The following is a 13,903-nucleotide window of genomic DNA, read 5'->3' as shown; positions in this document are numbered from 1 at the left end:
CCGGCGATTCATTGCCACCTGCCGTGGCGACGGCACGGGCACTCCGGCAACGGACAGGCCGGCCTGGCGCGGTTGGAGAGCAAGGCGACCTGGCTTCACTGGAAGTCTGATCCCGGCGATTCATTGCCGCCTGCCGTGGCGACGGCACAGGCACTCCGGCGATGGACGGGCCGCCCTGGCGCTGCCGGAGCGCAGGGACGATCTGGCTCCCTGCTCGCAGAAGCGCATCATGCTGTGCGCCTGCAGGCAGGTTCTCCATGGCTTTGAGCACATTTGCCGCTCTCCTTGCAGGCATAGGATCAGGAATTCCCTGATCCTGTGGTCATCCGCATGAAACACCTGCTGTACGTGGCCGCGCTCGGCGCCGGCCTGCTGTTCGCCGCCCCCGCGCCGGCCAAGCCCGCCGATGCCGCTGGCGAGGACAAGGCCGCCGCGGCCGCCCCCGCCCCGCTTCCGGCCGATGCCTCCACCCGCCAGAGCATGCGCCTGGAAGGCCGCACCCTCGACTACACCGCCACCGTCGGTTCGCTGCCAGTGCGCGATGCACAGGGCAAGATCATCGGCGACGTGGTGTTCACCGCCTACACGATGCCCGGCAAGGACCGCCCGGTCACCTTCGCCCTCAACGGCGGCCCCGGCGCTTCCTCGGTCTACCTGAACCTCGGCGCGATCGGCCCGAAGGTGGTCACCTTCGGCAGCGAGGGCGACAGCGCCTCGGCCCCGGCCACCCTGCGCGACAACCCCGGCACCTGGCTGGACTTCACCGACCTGGTGTTCATCGACCCGGTCGGCACCGGCTTCAGCCGCTCGCGCATTCCCGACGAGGAAGCGAAGAAGCAGTTCTTCACCCCCACCGCCGACGTCGAATACCTGTCGCGCACGGTCTACGACTGGCTGCTGAAGAACCAGCGCATGACCTCGCGCAAATACCTCACCGGCGAGAGCTACGGCGGCTACCGCGGCCCCCGCATCACCCACTACCTGCAGACCCGGCTGGGCGTGGCGATGAACGGGCTGGTGCTGGTCTCGCCCTACCTGAGCCCGACGCTGGAGGACAACAGCGACGTCTCGCCGATGGCCTGGATCCAGACCCTGCCCTCGATCGCCGCCGCGCACCTGGAGCGCCAGGGCCGGCTGACCGACGAGGCGATGCGCGAAGTCGTCGAATACACCCGCGGTGATTACGCCACCGCGTTGATGAAGGGCCGCTCCGACCCGCAGGCCACCGAGGCGATGATCCGCCGCGTCGTCGAACTGACCGGCCTGGACCCGGTGTTCGTGCGCCGCGCCGGCGGCCGCCTGGAAACCCAGGCCTACCTGCGCGAAGTATTCCGCGACAAGGGCACGCTGGGCAGCCGCTACGACTCCAACGTCACCGCCTTCGACCCGTTCCCCACCGATCCGGAGCAGCGCGCCAACGATCCGCTGCTGGACAGCATCATCGCCCCGACCACCACCGCGATGGTGGACTTCGCCACCCGCGTGGTCGGCTGGAAGGTCGACGCCCGCTACAACGCGCTGAGCTATGAAGTGAACCGGCTGTGGGACCGCAACGGCGACCTGCGCGCCGGCGCCGTCACCCAGCTGCGCCAGGCGGTGGCCATCGACCCGCGCCTGCAGGTGCTGGTCGTGCACGGCTGGAACGACCTGTCGTGCCCGTTCATGGGCTCGATCCTGACCGTGGACCAGATGCCGGCCATGGGCGATCCGCAGCGCGTGCAGGTGCGCAGCTATCCGGGCGGGCACATGTTCTACAGCCGCGCCGACAGCCAGGCCGCGTTCCGCCGCGACGTGCGCGCGATGTACCAGCGCAACTGAGGACGATGGCGCGGCGCCCCGCGACGGGGGCTGCGCCCGGCGGCGCCTCGACGCAGGCAATCCGCTGCCGCGCCCGCCGCGCAGGGCCCGATGCGGCACCGCCGCCATGCGGCGGACCGCAGCAAGCCGGGGCCAGACATTACCCCCCACAAACGAAAGGCCCGCCGGAACGCAGGTTCCGGCGGGCCTCTTCTTGCGGGTCGAACCCGGCGTCGTTCAGTTCCAGCCGACGAGGGCGAACAACTTCAGGATCAGGTAGGCGCAGCCGCCGGCCGCCGGGATGGTCAGGATCCATGCCCAGACGATGCGCTCGATCACGCCGATGCGCAGCGACTTCGGGTTCTTGGCGAAGCCAACGCCCATGATCGCGGTGGAGATGCTGTGCGTGGTCGAGACCGGCATGCCGAAGTGCGCGGCCAGGGTGAGGATGGTGGCCGAGCTGGTCTCCGCGGCGAAACCGTGGATCGGATGCAGCTTGACCATCTTGTGGCCCAGGGTCTTGATGATCTTCCAGCCGCCCGAAGCGGTACCGGCGGCCATCACCACCGCACAGGTCAGCACGATCCACATCGCGATGCCGTCACCGGCATGCGCGTCCGGGTGCATGAACGCCAGCCATGACGGCAGGTCATTGAGCGCGCCGGTGGCCTCGGCGCCGATCAGGGTCATGGCGATGATGCCCATGGTCTTCTGCGCGTCGTTGTGGCCGTGGGCGAAACCCATGTAGGCGGCCGAGGCGATCTGCGCCTTGCCGAAGAACGCGTTGACCCAGCGCGGCCGCGCCAGCCGCCGCAGCACGCCGCCCATCCGCGCCATGCCGGCGATGATCGCCCACAGCAGGCACATCACCACGATGCCGAGCAGGAAGCCGGCGATCGGCGAGGTGATCATGGGCACGAACACCTTCCACAACAGGCCCTTGTTCTGCGCCCAGTTGCCGACGCTCTGCGACCAGATCAGCGCGTCCCAGTTGTTGTGCGCGGCAGCCAGGCCGGCGCCGCACAGGCCACCGATCAGCGCGTGCGAGGACGAGGACGGCAGGCCCTTCCACCAGGTGATCAGGTTCCAGACGATGCCGCCGAGCAGGGCGCACAGGATCACCTGCGGGGTGACCTCGACCACGTCGGTATTCAGCAGGCCGTTGGCGATGGTCAGCGCCACCGCGGTGCCGGTCAGCGCGCCGAGCAGGTTCATGCCCGCGGCCAGCATCACCGCCCAGCCGGGCGAGAGCACCTTGGTCGCCACCACGGTGGCGATGGAGTTGGCGGTATCGTGGAAGCCGTTGATGAACTCGAAGACGAGCGCTGCCAGGATCACCACCAGTACGAGGGTGAGCATCGACCGTCCCCGTCAGCTGTTCTTCAACACGATCTGGTAGACCACCACACCGGCCTCGCGGCAACGGTCGATGGCCTTCTCCAGGATCTCGAAGAACTCCTTGAGCAGGAACATCTGCAGGTTGTCCAGGCGCCCGGAATAGATTTCCCGGTACAGCTCCAGCATCAGCCGGTCGGCCTCGTTCTCCAGCGCGCGCAGCTTCTCGTTCATCGCCGTCATGCGGTCGATGTTCATGTGGCGCAGGTCCCGGACCATCTCCACCACCACGTCGGCAGCCTGCTCCAGCATCGCCGCGCGCGGGGCGAAATCGATCTGGGCCAGGTGCTGGGTAGCCAGCGAATAGCGATCGGCGAATTTCTCGATCTGCTTGGGGATCTTGTACAGCGCCGAGCCCAGCGCCTCGATGTCCTCGCGCTCGATCGGGGTCATGAAGCTGTCCACCAGCGCCTGGCTGATCTTGTCCGAGGCGGCGCGCTCGCGCAGGCGCGCCAGCTTGAACGCATCCAGAGCCGGCTGCCGGTCGGCCTCGCGCATCATCGCGTGCAGCGCCTTGGCGCTGTCGGCGGCGGCCTGGGCGGCCTCGTCGAGGTAGGTATAGAACTGCTTGCCGGAGCCGAAAATGGTCTGCAATGAAAACATTGGGGATGCCTGTTCGCCGTCGCGGAAGGGACGGCACCGGGGCGAATTATGACGGCTGGATGACTTCTCGGGTATTCCCGCCGCCTCCGGGCCGGCAAAAGTGAACAGGCGCTTGCCGGCCCCGCATGCCGGTTTGCTAAGATGCGCCGGCGCCCCCGCGGGCGCACCCTATGGACGACGACCCTTCTCCCCCGCCGCAGCGCCCGGGCACGCCCCTGGACTCCTGCCGCCATCGCAAGCACCCGCCCTCCCTGCCATCGACCCGGGGAGCGACCCGTGTTTGAACTGATCCTCATCGTTTTCGCCCTGATCCTGCTCAACGGCTTCTTCGCCATGTCCGAGATGTCGGTCATGACCTCGCGCAAGAGCCGGCTCAAGCAGATGTCCGCTTCCAGCAAGCGCGCCGAACGCGCGCTGGCGCTGGCCGAGAAGCCCGAGAACTTCCTGTCAACCGTGCAGATCGGCATCACCGTGATCGGCGTTCTGACCGGCTTCCTCGGCGGCGAAGCGCTGGGCGAGGCCATCGCCGCGTGGATCCAGGGCCTGATGCCCGGCTTTGCCTACGCCGGCGCGCTGGGCAAGGCGCTGGCCGTCACCCTGATCACCTTCGTCACGCTGATCTTCGGCGAACTGGTGCCCAAGCGGCTGGCCCTGACCCGCTCGGAGGATATCGCCGGCCTGGTGGCGATGCCGATGGGCTGGCTGGCCACCCTCGCCTTCCCGTTCGTATGGCTGCTCTCGCGCACCACCCGGCTGGTGCTGCGCCTGCTGGGCCTGGGCAACACCGATTCGGCCTCGGTGACCGAAGAGGAGATCCGCATGCTGGTGGCCGAAAGCCATGAGGCCGGCGTGATCGACATCCACGAGCGCGACATGATGAACCGGGTCATGCGCCTGGGCGACCGCACCGCCGACAGCCTGATGACCCCGCGCAACCGCATCGCCTGGCTGGACACCAACGCCGATGTGGAGAAGAACCTGGAGACCATGCACGAGCATGCCTTCTCGCGCTATCCGGTGTACCGCGGCAACGACCAGGACATCGCCGGCATCCTCGAGGTCAAGTCGCTGGTCACGCGCCGCCTGCAGGGCAACGCGCACGCGCTGTTCGAGAACCTGCGCGAGACGCTCTATGTCTCCGAATCCACCCATGCGATGAAGCTGCTGGAGATCTTCCGCGAGGAGCACCAGTCGATGGCGCTGGTGGTGGACGAGTACGGCGAGATCCAGGGCCTGGTGACGATCAGCGACCTGATGGGCGCGGTGGTCGGCCGCCTGCAGGCGCCGGAGAACACCGACGAGGACGCGCTGGTGGTCACCCGCGAGGACGGCTCGCTGCTGGTGGACGGCTCGCTGCCGGTGGACGACCTGCGCGAGCTGATGGGCGGCGTCGAGCTGCCCGACGCCGAGGAAGGCGACTACTACACGCTGGCCGGCATGTGCATGCATTTCTTCGGCCGCATCCCGCACGCCGGCGAGTACTTCGACTGGGCCGGCTGGCGCATCGAGATCGTCGACCTGGACGGCGCACGCATCGACAAGCTGCTGCTGCGCCGGCTCCCGGAAGAAGACGCCGATGACACCACCGGCTGACCGGCCGGGCGACGAACCAGGGCCGGACCAGGCTTCGGGCGCCTACCGCAACGAAGGCATCCGCACCCTGCTGGCGATGTTCGAACAGGGCGACCCGGACGAGCACCAGCCACTGGGGAAGATCCTGCAGGGCCTGCAGGAAAGCGCGTTCGGCGTGTTCCTGTTCGTCGCCATCCTGCCCTCGTTCATCCCGATTCCCGGCATCGGCGGCGCGGTCAGCGGCCCGCTGGTGCTGCTGATCGGCCTGCAGATGCTGTGCGGGCTGTCGCGGCCGTGGGTGCCGGGCTTCATCGCCCGGCGCGGCCCCAGGCGCGGCACCATGCACCGCTTCCTCGGCCGCATCGACCGGCCGCTGCGGCGCCTGGACCGGATGCTCAAGCCGCGCCTGCCGATGCTGGTATGGCCGCTACCGGCGCGGGTATTCAGCGGCCTGCTGCTGGTCCTGGTCGGCATCCTGCTGTCGCTGCCCATTCCCTTCACCAACTATCTGTTCGGCTTCCAGCTGCTGCTGTTCGCGCTGGCGCTGATCGAGCGCGACGGCGCGCTGATGCTGTTCAACTGGATCGCCGCCGTTGCCGCCTGCGTGTTCTTCGGGCTTGGCTCCGGGCAGCTTGCCAGCCACGCCGTCGATCTTTTCCAGCGCTGGAGCGGCGGCCTGTAGCGTCAGACCGGACCCGGCGAAGCCCAGCGGCGCATTCCCGGCAAAGCCCCAGCGGGGCGTTGCCCCGCTCTACACGGTCGGAGCGCGGCGCCTTGTAGCGCCGGGCAGCGCCCGGCGGGGCATTCCCGGTAAAGCCCCAGCAGGGCGTTGCCCCGCTCTACATGGTCGGAACACGGCGCCCTGTAGCGCCGGGCAGCGCCCGGCGGGGCATTCCCGGTAGAGCCGCAGCGGGGCGTTGCCCCGCTCTACACGGTCGAAGCCCCGCGCCTTGTAGCGCCGGGCGACGCCCGGCGGGGCATTCCTGGTGAAGCCCAGCGGGAGGATTGCCCCGCGAGGGCACTACCTCAGTGCCGAGCCTGCCAGGCCTGCATCGCCAGTTCGAACGAACGCAGCCGCGCGGCATGGTCGAAGATGTTGGCGGTGAGCATCATTTCGTCCGGCCGGTGGCGCGCGGCGAAAGCCGCCAACCCTTCGCCTACCTGGGCCGGATCGCCCAGCACCGTACAGGCCAGCGCCCGCTCCACGCCCGCCTTCTCGTGCGGTTCCCAGAACGTTTCGATGTCGTCGACCGGCGGCGGGATGCGTCCGGGACGGCCGCGCCGCAGGTTGACGAAACTCTGCTGCTGGGTGGTGAACAGGCGCCGCGACTGCGCCTCCGATTCGCTGGCCACCACGTTCAGCGCCAGCATCGCCCGGGGCGCGCGCAGGCGCGCGGAGGGGCGGAAATCGCGGCGGTAGATCGCCAATGCCTCGTCCATCGCGTCCGGGGCGAAATGCGAGGCGAAGGCGAACGGAAGGCCCATCGCCGCCGACAGTCGCGCGCTGAACAAGCTGGAACCCAGCAGCCACACCGGCACCTCGAGGCCCGCGCCCGGCACCGCCTGCACGCCCTGCCCCGGCTGCACGGGTTCGAAGTAGTGCAGCAGTTCGGTCACGTCCTGCGGGAACTGGTCGGCGCTGTCGAAGTAGCGGCGCAGCGCGCGGGCGGTGGCATGGTCGGTTCCGGGCGCGCGGCCCAGCCCCAGGTCGATGCGCCCGGGATACAGCGAGGCCAGCGTGCCGAACTGTTCGGCCACCTGCAGCGGCGAGTGGTTGGGCAGCATGATGCCGCCGGCGCCGACGCGGATGCTCGAGGTACCGCCGGCCACATGGCCGATCAGCACCGAGGTCGCCGCACTGGCGATGCCCGGCATGTTGTGGTGCTCGGCCAGCCAGTAGCGGCGGTAGCCCCAGCGCTCGGCATGCCGCGCGAGGTCGAGCATGTTGGCGAAGGCCTGGCCCGGTGCAGCGCCTTCGCAGACGGGGGCCAGGTCGAGAACGGAAAGTGGAATCATGCGGCGGCTTCCTGCGGGGTATCGGGAGAGACATGGGGCGTCGCGGCCAGATTCCCATGCTTCCATGACGCCCATCGCCCGGACACTGTTTTCCGGCGCGGCATCGTCGACCTCGCGGCAACCGGGCCGCGCCGCGCGGATCAACGCCCGGCAGGGCATTCACTGCACGACCCAGCGGGGCGTCGCCCCGCTCTACATCACCGAGGCGCTGCCTCCTGTAGCGCCGGGCGGCGCCCGGCGGGGCCTGGCTGGCAATGCCCCAGCGGGGCATTGCCCCGCGCTACGCGGGAACGCCGGTATCCACCAGCGGCTGCAGCTGCGGGTCCAGCGCCACGCGCTCGTCGAACACGAAGCAGCGGCCGTCGTAGCCCTCGCCGCCGGCCTCCTCGAAATAACCGAGGATGCCGCCCTCCAGCTGCAGCACGTTGTCCATGCCGTCGTTGCGCATCCACAGCGCGGCCTTCTCGCAGCGGATGCCGCCGGTGCAGAAGCTGACCACGGTGGCGTCGGCCAGCTCCGCGCGGTGCGGCTCCAGTGCCGCCGGCAGATCCGTGAAGCGGGCGATCGGCAGGGTCAGGGCGCCGGCAAACGTGCCGTGCTCGAATTCCTGCTCGTTGCGGGTATCGAGCATCACCACACGCCTGCCAGCGTCGTCGTGCCCCTGCCGCAGCCAGCGCTGCAGCGTGGCCGGGGCCACGGAAGGCGCGCGCGGGTAATCCAGCGGCTGGCCGTCGTCGCGGCGGAAACTGATGATCTCCGGCTTGACCTTGGCCTTGAGCCGCGCGAACGGCTGCATGTGGCTGTAGCTGTACTTGACCCGCATGTCGGAGAAACGCGCGTCGGCCCTCAGTCCGGCGTAGAAGGCGTCGATGCCGTCGCGGCCGCCGGCCAGGAACAGGTTGATGCCCTCGTCCGCCACCAGGATCGTGCCGCGCAGTTCGTACGCCTGCGCGCGCTCCAGCAGGGTGGCGGCCAGCGCGTCGGCATCGGCGACGGGAACGAAGTGATAGGCGGCGGTATTGACGATCATCGGCGTATTTTACGGCGCCGCCGGCCTTCAGCCACGCAGCAGCATGAACGGCAGCAGCACCAGCGCCGCCGCGGCCAGCATGCCCAGCAGCACGGCGAGCACGTACAGCGGCCGCCGCCGGAACAGCGAGCGGAAGGTCTCGGCGGTCCCATCGCGCAGCGCGGCCTCGCGTTCGGCGCGCACGCGCCGCGAGCGCTCGGCCTGGTAAGCGGCCATCAGCTCCTTCGCGCGCGGATGATCCTCGCGTTCGCGCAGCCAGATGCCGCCGAAGGAAATGCCCCAGGGGCTGGGTTCGGTGCGGTACCAGGCGATGCCGTGGCGGTCGAGCAGTTCGCCGACCTCGCGGCTTTCGTCCTCGCCGACGTTGCGCAGATTGAGCAGCAGTTTCGCCATCGCGCCATGATACCCGCTGGCGATACGCTACCCTTGCATGCCCCGCGCCCGTGGAGCCCGCGCCAGAGCGCCGTGCATCCCGGCGCCGGACCTTCACTCGAAAACCTTCGCCAGAACCGGGCATGTCCGCGTCCCGGTTCCTGTCGTGGACCCCTTACCCGAGCGCCGCACATCCGTTGTGCGGGAACTCACCCCTGGAGCCGCCATGCGTCGCCTGCTCGTCCCCTTGCTGTTGTCCCTGTCCATTGCCGCCTGCACCCCGCCCGGCCCGCCGCCGGGAGGCAGCATCGCCGCCTTCGAGCGCATCGACAGCGTGCCGGGTACCGGCGCCGAGGCGGTCCCCGGCACCAAGGTCACCGTGCACTACACCGGCTGGATCTACGACGAGCGCACGGCCGACAAACACGGCGAGAAATTCGACAGTTCGCTCGACCGCGGCGAGCCGTTCACCTTCAACCTGGGCGAGAAGCAGGTCATCCGCGGCTGGGACGAGGGCGTGGCCGGCATGAAGGTCGGCGGCAAGCGCACGCTGATGATCCCGGCCGACTACGGCTACGGCGACCGCCGCGCCGGCCCGATCCCGCCCGGCTCCTCGCTGGTGTTCGACGTCGAACTGCTCGATGTCCAGCCGCGCTGAGCCCGGCGCCGTGGCCAAGCGCGTCGCGGTGATCGGCGGCGGCCCCGCGGGGCTGTTCGCTGCCGAGCGCCTGCGCGCGGCGGGCCTGTCGGTCGACCTGTACGAAGCCAAGGGCTCGCCGGGGCGCAAGTTCCTGATCGCCGGCAAGGGCGGCCTGAACCTCACCCACTCCGAACCGCGCCCGCAGTTCGACAGCCGCTACCGCGAACGCGCGGCGGAGGTCGCCAGCTGGCTGGACGGCTTCGACGCCGACGCCCTGCGCCGCTGGGCTCAGGGCCTGGGCGTGGACACCTATGTCGGCAGTTCCGGCCGTGTGTTCCCGCTGGACCGCAAGGCCGCACCGCTGCTGCGCGGCTGGGTGCGGCGGCTGAAGGAACAGGGTGTGCGCTTCCACGTCCAGCATCGCTGGCTGGGCTGGAACGGCGACGGCTCGCTGCGCATGCAGACCGGCGAAGGCGAAGCCACCGTGACCGCCGACGCCACCGTGCTGGCCTTGGGCGGTGGCAGCTGGCCGGAACTCGGTTCCGATGGCGCCTGGGCGGAAGCACTGCGCGCGCGCGGCGTGGACATGGCTCCCCTGCAGCCAGCCAACTGCGGCTTCGACATCGACTGGAGCGGACATTTCCGCCAGCGCCATGCCGGCAGCCCGCTCAAGCCGGTCGTCGCGCACTGTCGGGATCTGCACGGCACGCCGCTGCAGTTGCAGGGCGAATGCGTGGCCAGCGAATACGGCATCGAAGGCAGCCTGGTCTACGCCATCGCCGCCGACCTGCGCGAAACCATCAACCGCGATGGTCATGCGCTGCTGGAACTGGACCTGGTGCCCGGCCGCGACGAAGCGCGCCTGCGCGCCGACCTGTCGCGCCCACGCAAGGGGCGCAGCTTCGGCGAACACCTGCGCCGCGCCACCGGCATCGACGCGGCCAAGGCCGCGCTGGTGTTCGAGATTCTCGGCAAGGACGCCGGCAACGACCTCGACACGGTGGCGCGCACGCTCAAGCACCTGCCGCTGCGCCTGTTGCGGCCGCGGCCGATGGCCGAGACCATCAGCACCGCCGGCGGCGTGCGCCTGGAAGCGACGGATGCGGGACTGATGCTGCACGCCCTGCCGGGCGTCTTCTGCGCCGGCGAGATGCTGGACTGGGAGGCGCCGACCGGCGGCTACCTGCTTACCGCCTGCTACGCCAGCGCATTGCGTGCGGCCGAAGGCGTGGTCGAGTGGCTGCGGTGAACACATCCGCTTAGGCGGGAAGCGTGCTCCGCACGGGGCTTTTCCGGGGAAACCCCAGCGGGGCGTTGCCCCGCTCTACAAGCCGGCGTTCTATAGCGCCGGGCAACGCCCGGTGGGGCCGGGCCGGGAATGCCCCAGCGGGGCGTTGCCCCGTTCTACAACGCGGCGAGGCTCTGTAGCGCCGGGCAACGCCCGGCGGGGTTTGGCCGGTAATGCCCCAGCAGGGCTGCGCCCCGCTCTACATGACGATGGGCAGACCGGGCTTCAGTGCAACTTGGTTCCGCGTAGCGCCTCGATGCGCGGCGGCGGTGCGAACGAATCACTGCGCGCGTCGGCCCAGTATTCGCGGAACACCGCATGGCCCGGCACCCGGTCGAGCAGTTCGCCCGGCGACAGGTAGCGGTACAGCGTCGCCATCGAACGGATCTCGATCGGCGACACCCTGCGCAGGATGTGCTCGGGACCGAGTTCGGCAGGATCGTTCAGCCCGGCCGCGCCCAGCAGGTCGCGCAGCGCGCGCAGGGTGTTCTCGTGGAAATTGCGCACCCGCTCGGCCTTGTCGGTCGGATCGAGGTGGCGCCAGCGGCTCGGGTCCTGGGTGGCGATGCCGGTCGGGCACTTGTCGTTGTGGCAGCTCAGCGACTGGATGCAGCCCAGCGCGAACATGAAGCCGCGCCCGGCGTTGCACCAGTCCGCGCCCAGCGCGAGGGTGCGCGCGATGTCGAAGGCGCTGGTCACCTTGCCGGCCGCGCCGATGCGGATGCGCTCACGCAGGTCCAGGCCCACCAGCGTGTTGTGCACCAGGATCAGCGCTTCGTTCATCGGCACGCCGACGTGGTCGATGAACTCGGCCGGCGATGCGCCGGTGCCGCCTTCGGCGCCATCGACCACGATGAAGTCCGGCAGCAGCCCGGTCTCGTGCATGGCCTTGGCGATGCCGAACCATTCCCACGGATGGCCGATGGCAAGCTTGAAGCCTGTCGGCTTGCCGCCGGACAGCTCGCGCAGGCGGGCGACGAACTGCAGCAGTTCCACCGGGGTGGAGAACGCCGAGTGCCGCGACGGCGACACGCAGTCCACGCCCATCGGAACGCCGCGGGTAACGGAAATCTCCGCGCTGACCTTGGCCGCGGGCAGCACGCCGCCGTGGCCGGGCTTGGCGCCCTGCGACAGCTTGATCTCGATCATCTTGACCTGGTCGTGGTTGGCGTTCTCGACGAAACGCTCCTCGCTGAAACGGCCCTGCTCGTCGCGGCAACCGAAGTACCCCGAGCCGATCTCCCACACCAGGTCGCCACCGTTCTCGCGGTGATAAGGCGAGATCGAGCCTTCGCCGGTGTCATGGTAGAAGCCGCCCATCTTCGCGCCCTTGTTCAGGGCGCGGATGGCGTTGGCCGACAGCGAGCCGAAGCTCATCGCCGAGATGTTGAACACGCTGGCCGAATACGGCCGCGCGCAGTCCGCGCCGATCACCACGCGGAAATCGTGGTGCGGGATGCTGGTCGGCGCCATCGAATGGTTGATCCACTCGTAATCCACCGCATAGGTGCTGCGCAGCGTACCGAACGGCACCACGTCCATCACGTTGCGCGCGCGCTGGTAGACCAGCTGCCGCTGCTGGCGCGAGAACGGCACGTCCTCCAGGTCGCTCTGCACGAAGTACTGGCGGATTTCCGGGCCGATGGACTCGAAGCCGTAGCGGAAGTGCGCCAGCACCGGGTAATTGCGCCGCAGCACGCTGCGCCGCTGCAGCACGTCCCAGGTGCCGAGCAGGGCCATCGCGCCGAACAGGCCGACGCCCCAGTACCAGGCGGGCCAACGGTCCGCCAGCGCCAGCGACACCGGCAACAGGACCAGTGCCAGTACATAGACCAGATAACGATGCATTGCCGTCCTCGCGACCGGGAATGGCGGATTCTACAACCGGTCGTCCACCACGTGCCGCGGCCACGCCGACTTGACGTCGTAGACCACCATGTCCGCCACGCCCAGCGCGCGTATCCGCGCGGCATCGAGTTCGCGGAACTGGCGGTGCGCCACCGCCAGCACCACCGCGTCGTAATGCGCCGGGGCCGGGGCATCGACCAGTTTCAGGCCCGATTCGCGCTCGGCCTCGGCCGGATCGGCCCAGGGATCGAAGGCATCGACCGCCGCGCCCTGCCCGGCCAGCAGCCGCGCCAGGTCCAGCGCACGGCTGTTGCGCAGGTCCGGGCAGTCTTCCTTGAAGGTCACGCCCAGCACCAGCACCCGGGCGCCGCGCAGCGGCTTGCCCTTGCCGGCCAGCAACGCGTCCACGCGCCCGACCACGTGCGCGACCACGCGGTTGTTGACCTGCCGCGCTGTGTGGATCAGGTCAGGGTGGTAGCCCACGCTCTCGGATTTGTGCAGCAGGTAATACGGGTCCACGCCGATGCAGTGGCCTCCGACCATGCCCGGCCGGAACGGCAGGAAGTTCCACTTGGTGCCGGCCGCTTCGAGCACGTCCAGCGTGTCGATGCCGAGCCGGTCGAAGATCAGCGCCAGCTCGTTGACCAGGGCGATGTTCACGTCGCGCTGGATGTTCTCCACCACCTTGGCCGCCTCGGCCACGCGCAGCGACGGCGCGCGCCAGGTGCCGGCGGCGATGATGCGCCGGTACAGCCCGTCCACCACCTCGGCCGCTTCCGGCGTGGAGCCGGAGGTGATCTTGCGAATGTCCGGCAGGCGCCGCTGGCGGTCGCCAGGGTTGATCCGCTCCGGACTGTAGCCGCACCAGAAATCCTGGTTGAAGCGCAGGCCCGAGCCCTGCTCCAGCAGCGGCACGCAGACTTCCTCGGTGGTGCCGGGATAGACCGTGGATTCGTAGATCACCAGGTCGCCACGCTTGAGCACGCCGGCGATCAGCTGGCTGGCACCGCGCAGCGGCTCCAGGTCCGGCTGCTCCCAGGCGTCGATGGGCGTCGGCACGGTAACGATGAACACATTGCACTGCGCCAGCTCCGCCGCATCGGCGCAGTAGCGCAGGCAGGTGGCGGCGGCCAGTTCGGCGGCATCCAGTTCCAGCGTGCGGTCATGGCCATCGCGCAGCTCGGCCACGCGCGCGGCGTCGATGTCGTAGCCGAGCGTGTCCAGCGTCCTGCCGAACTCGACCGCAAGCGGCAGACCGACGTAGCCCAGGCCGATGATGGCGATGCGCGGCGCGCTGGCTGCGGAAATATCGGCGCTCATCCCATCCCTCGAGGTTGCATGC

At 69.3% G+C, this 13,903-nt stretch carries 12 protein-coding genes; 5 read left to right on the top strand and 7 right to left on the bottom strand.

Annotated elements, in window-relative coordinates; genetic code table 11:
* The first annotated feature begins 330 nt into the window (after positions 1 to 330).
* Positions 331 to 1,818 (top strand): S10 family peptidase, encoded by a 1,488-nt coding sequence (locus ABB22_RS13895; protein ID WP_055769916.1) that lies wholly within the window; start codon positions 331 to 333, stop codon positions 1,816 to 1,818.
* A gap of 216 nt (positions 1,819 to 2,034) precedes the next feature.
* On the opposite strand, the gene ABB22_RS13890 is transcribed toward ABB22_RS13895, so the two are convergent.
* Both ABB22_RS13890 and ABB22_RS13885 read right to left on the bottom strand, forming a co-directional pair.
* A complete protein-coding gene (locus ABB22_RS13890; protein ID WP_055769918.1) occupies positions 2,035 to 3,156 on the bottom strand; it encodes an inorganic phosphate transporter in 1,122 nt (373 codons plus the stop codon).
* A 12-nt stretch (positions 3,157 to 3,168) separates the two neighbouring features.
* A complete protein-coding gene (locus ABB22_RS13885; RefSeq protein WP_055769920.1) occupies positions 3,169 to 3,795 on the bottom strand; it encodes a DUF47 domain-containing protein in 627 nt (208 codons plus the stop codon).
* Between the two features lie 276 nt (positions 3,796 to 4,071).
* Here ABB22_RS13885 and ABB22_RS13880 point away from each other — a divergent pair, with 276 nt between their 5' ends.
* Together ABB22_RS13880 and ABB22_RS13875 are read left to right on the top strand one after the other, a co-directional pair.
* Positions 4,072 to 5,388: a hemolysin family protein gene (locus tag ABB22_RS13880; RefSeq protein WP_055769922.1), complete on the top strand. Its 1,317-nt coding sequence runs from the start codon at positions 4,072 to 4,074 to the stop codon at positions 5,386 to 5,388.
* Positions 5,372 to 6,049, top strand: coding sequence for an exopolysaccharide biosynthesis protein (locus ABB22_RS13875; RefSeq protein ID WP_057505279.1), 678 nt, complete (start codon positions 5,372 to 5,374; stop codon positions 6,047 to 6,049). Before ABB22_RS13880 ends, ABB22_RS13875 begins: the two co-directional genes overlap by 17 nt.
* A 344-nt stretch (positions 6,050 to 6,393) precedes the next feature.
* Here ABB22_RS13875 and ABB22_RS13870 read toward each other — a convergent pair whose 3' ends face one another.
* From ABB22_RS13870 to ABB22_RS13860, 3 genes are all read right to left on the bottom strand, one after another.
* On the bottom strand, positions 6,394 to 7,383 hold the full coding sequence (locus tag ABB22_RS13870) for an LLM class flavin-dependent oxidoreductase (protein ID WP_055769925.1): 990 nt from the start codon (positions 7,381 to 7,383) through the stop codon (positions 6,394 to 6,396).
* A gap of 280 nt (positions 7,384 to 7,663) precedes the next feature.
* Positions 7,664 to 8,413, bottom strand: coding sequence for a sulfurtransferase (locus tag ABB22_RS13865; protein WP_055769927.1), 750 nt, complete (start codon positions 8,411 to 8,413; stop codon positions 7,664 to 7,666).
* 27 nt (positions 8,414 to 8,440) lie between these two features.
* Complete coding sequence (locus tag ABB22_RS13860) at positions 8,441 to 8,806, bottom strand: DUF6164 family protein (RefSeq protein ID WP_055769929.1); 366 nt, start codon at positions 8,804 to 8,806, stop codon at positions 8,441 to 8,443.
* Between the two features lie 205 nt (positions 8,807 to 9,011).
* On the opposite strand from ABB22_RS13860, the gene ABB22_RS13855 reads away from it, so the two are divergent.
* A complete protein-coding gene (locus tag ABB22_RS13855; RefSeq protein WP_055769930.1) occupies positions 9,012 to 9,443 on the top strand; it encodes an FKBP-type peptidyl-prolyl cis-trans isomerase in 432 nt (143 codons plus the stop codon).
* The gene (locus ABB22_RS13850) at positions 9,427 to 10,674 is read left to right on the top strand and encodes a TIGR03862 family flavoprotein (protein ID WP_055769932.1); all 1,248 of its coding nucleotides are present in this window, start codon (positions 9,427 to 9,429) and stop codon (positions 10,672 to 10,674) included. The genes ABB22_RS13855 and ABB22_RS13850 overlap by 17 nt, the downstream gene beginning before the upstream one ends.
* Positions 10,675 to 10,938: 264 nt before the next feature.
* Here ABB22_RS13850 and ABB22_RS13845 read toward each other — a convergent pair whose 3' ends face one another.
* Together ABB22_RS13845 and ABB22_RS13840 are read right to left on the bottom strand one after the other, a co-directional pair.
* Positions 10,939 to 12,561: an FMN-binding glutamate synthase family protein gene (locus tag ABB22_RS13845; RefSeq protein ID WP_055769935.1), complete on the bottom strand. Its 1,623-nt coding sequence runs from the start codon at positions 12,559 to 12,561 to the stop codon at positions 10,939 to 10,941.
* 30 nt (positions 12,562 to 12,591) lie between these two features.
* Positions 12,592 to 13,881 (bottom strand): nucleotide sugar dehydrogenase, encoded by a 1,290-nt coding sequence (locus tag ABB22_RS13840; protein WP_055769936.1) that lies wholly within the window; start codon positions 13,879 to 13,881, stop codon positions 12,592 to 12,594.
* Positions 13,882 to 13,903 lie beyond the last annotated feature (22 nt).

Origin of the sequence: Stenotrophomonas nitritireducens (assembly GCF_001431425.1) — a bacterium.
In the GTDB taxonomy this organism is placed as follows: domain Bacteria; phylum Pseudomonadota; class Gammaproteobacteria; order Xanthomonadales; family Xanthomonadaceae; genus Stenotrophomonas; species Stenotrophomonas nitritireducens.
The sequence above is the reverse complement of the archived record's forward strand: the minus strand, read 5'-3'. Positions and strand labels throughout refer to the sequence as shown.

Excerpts from the sequence above, each read along its gene's own strand:
- ABB22_RS13895 (WP_055769916.1), top strand. The coding sequence starts at position 331 with ATGAAACACCTGCTGTACGTGGCCGCGCTCGGCGCCGGCCTGCTGTTC.
- ABB22_RS13890 (WP_055769918.1), bottom strand. The coding sequence starts at position 3,156 with ATGCTCACCCTCGTACTGGTGGTGATCCTGGCAGCGCTCGTCTTCGAG.
- ABB22_RS13885 (WP_055769920.1), bottom strand. The coding sequence starts at position 3,795 with ATGTTTTCATTGCAGACCATTTTCGGCTCCGGCAAGCAGTTCTATACC.
- ABB22_RS13875 (WP_057505279.1), top strand. The coding sequence starts at position 5,372 with ATGACACCACCGGCTGACCGGCCGGGCGACGAACCAGGGCCGGACCAG.
- ABB22_RS13870 (WP_055769925.1), bottom strand. The coding sequence starts at position 7,383 with ATGATTCCACTTTCCGTTCTCGACCTGGCCCCCGTCTGCGAAGGCGCT.
- ABB22_RS13865 (WP_055769927.1), bottom strand. The coding sequence starts at position 8,413 with ATGATCGTCAATACCGCCGCCTATCACTTCGTTCCCGTCGCCGATGCC.
- ABB22_RS13860 (WP_055769929.1), bottom strand. The coding sequence starts at position 8,806 with ATGGCGAAACTGCTGCTCAATCTGCGCAACGTCGGCGAGGACGAAAGC.
- ABB22_RS13855 (WP_055769930.1), top strand. The coding sequence starts at position 9,012 with ATGCGTCGCCTGCTCGTCCCCTTGCTGTTGTCCCTGTCCATTGCCGCC.
- ABB22_RS13850 (WP_055769932.1), top strand. The coding sequence starts at position 9,427 with ATGTCCAGCCGCGCTGAGCCCGGCGCCGTGGCCAAGCGCGTCGCGGTG.
- ABB22_RS13845 (WP_055769935.1), bottom strand. The coding sequence starts at position 12,561 with ATGCATCGTTATCTGGTCTATGTACTGGCACTGGTCCTGTTGCCGGTG.
- ABB22_RS13840 (WP_055769936.1), bottom strand. The coding sequence starts at position 13,881 with ATGAGCGCCGATATTTCCGCAGCCAGCGCGCCGCGCATCGCCATCATC.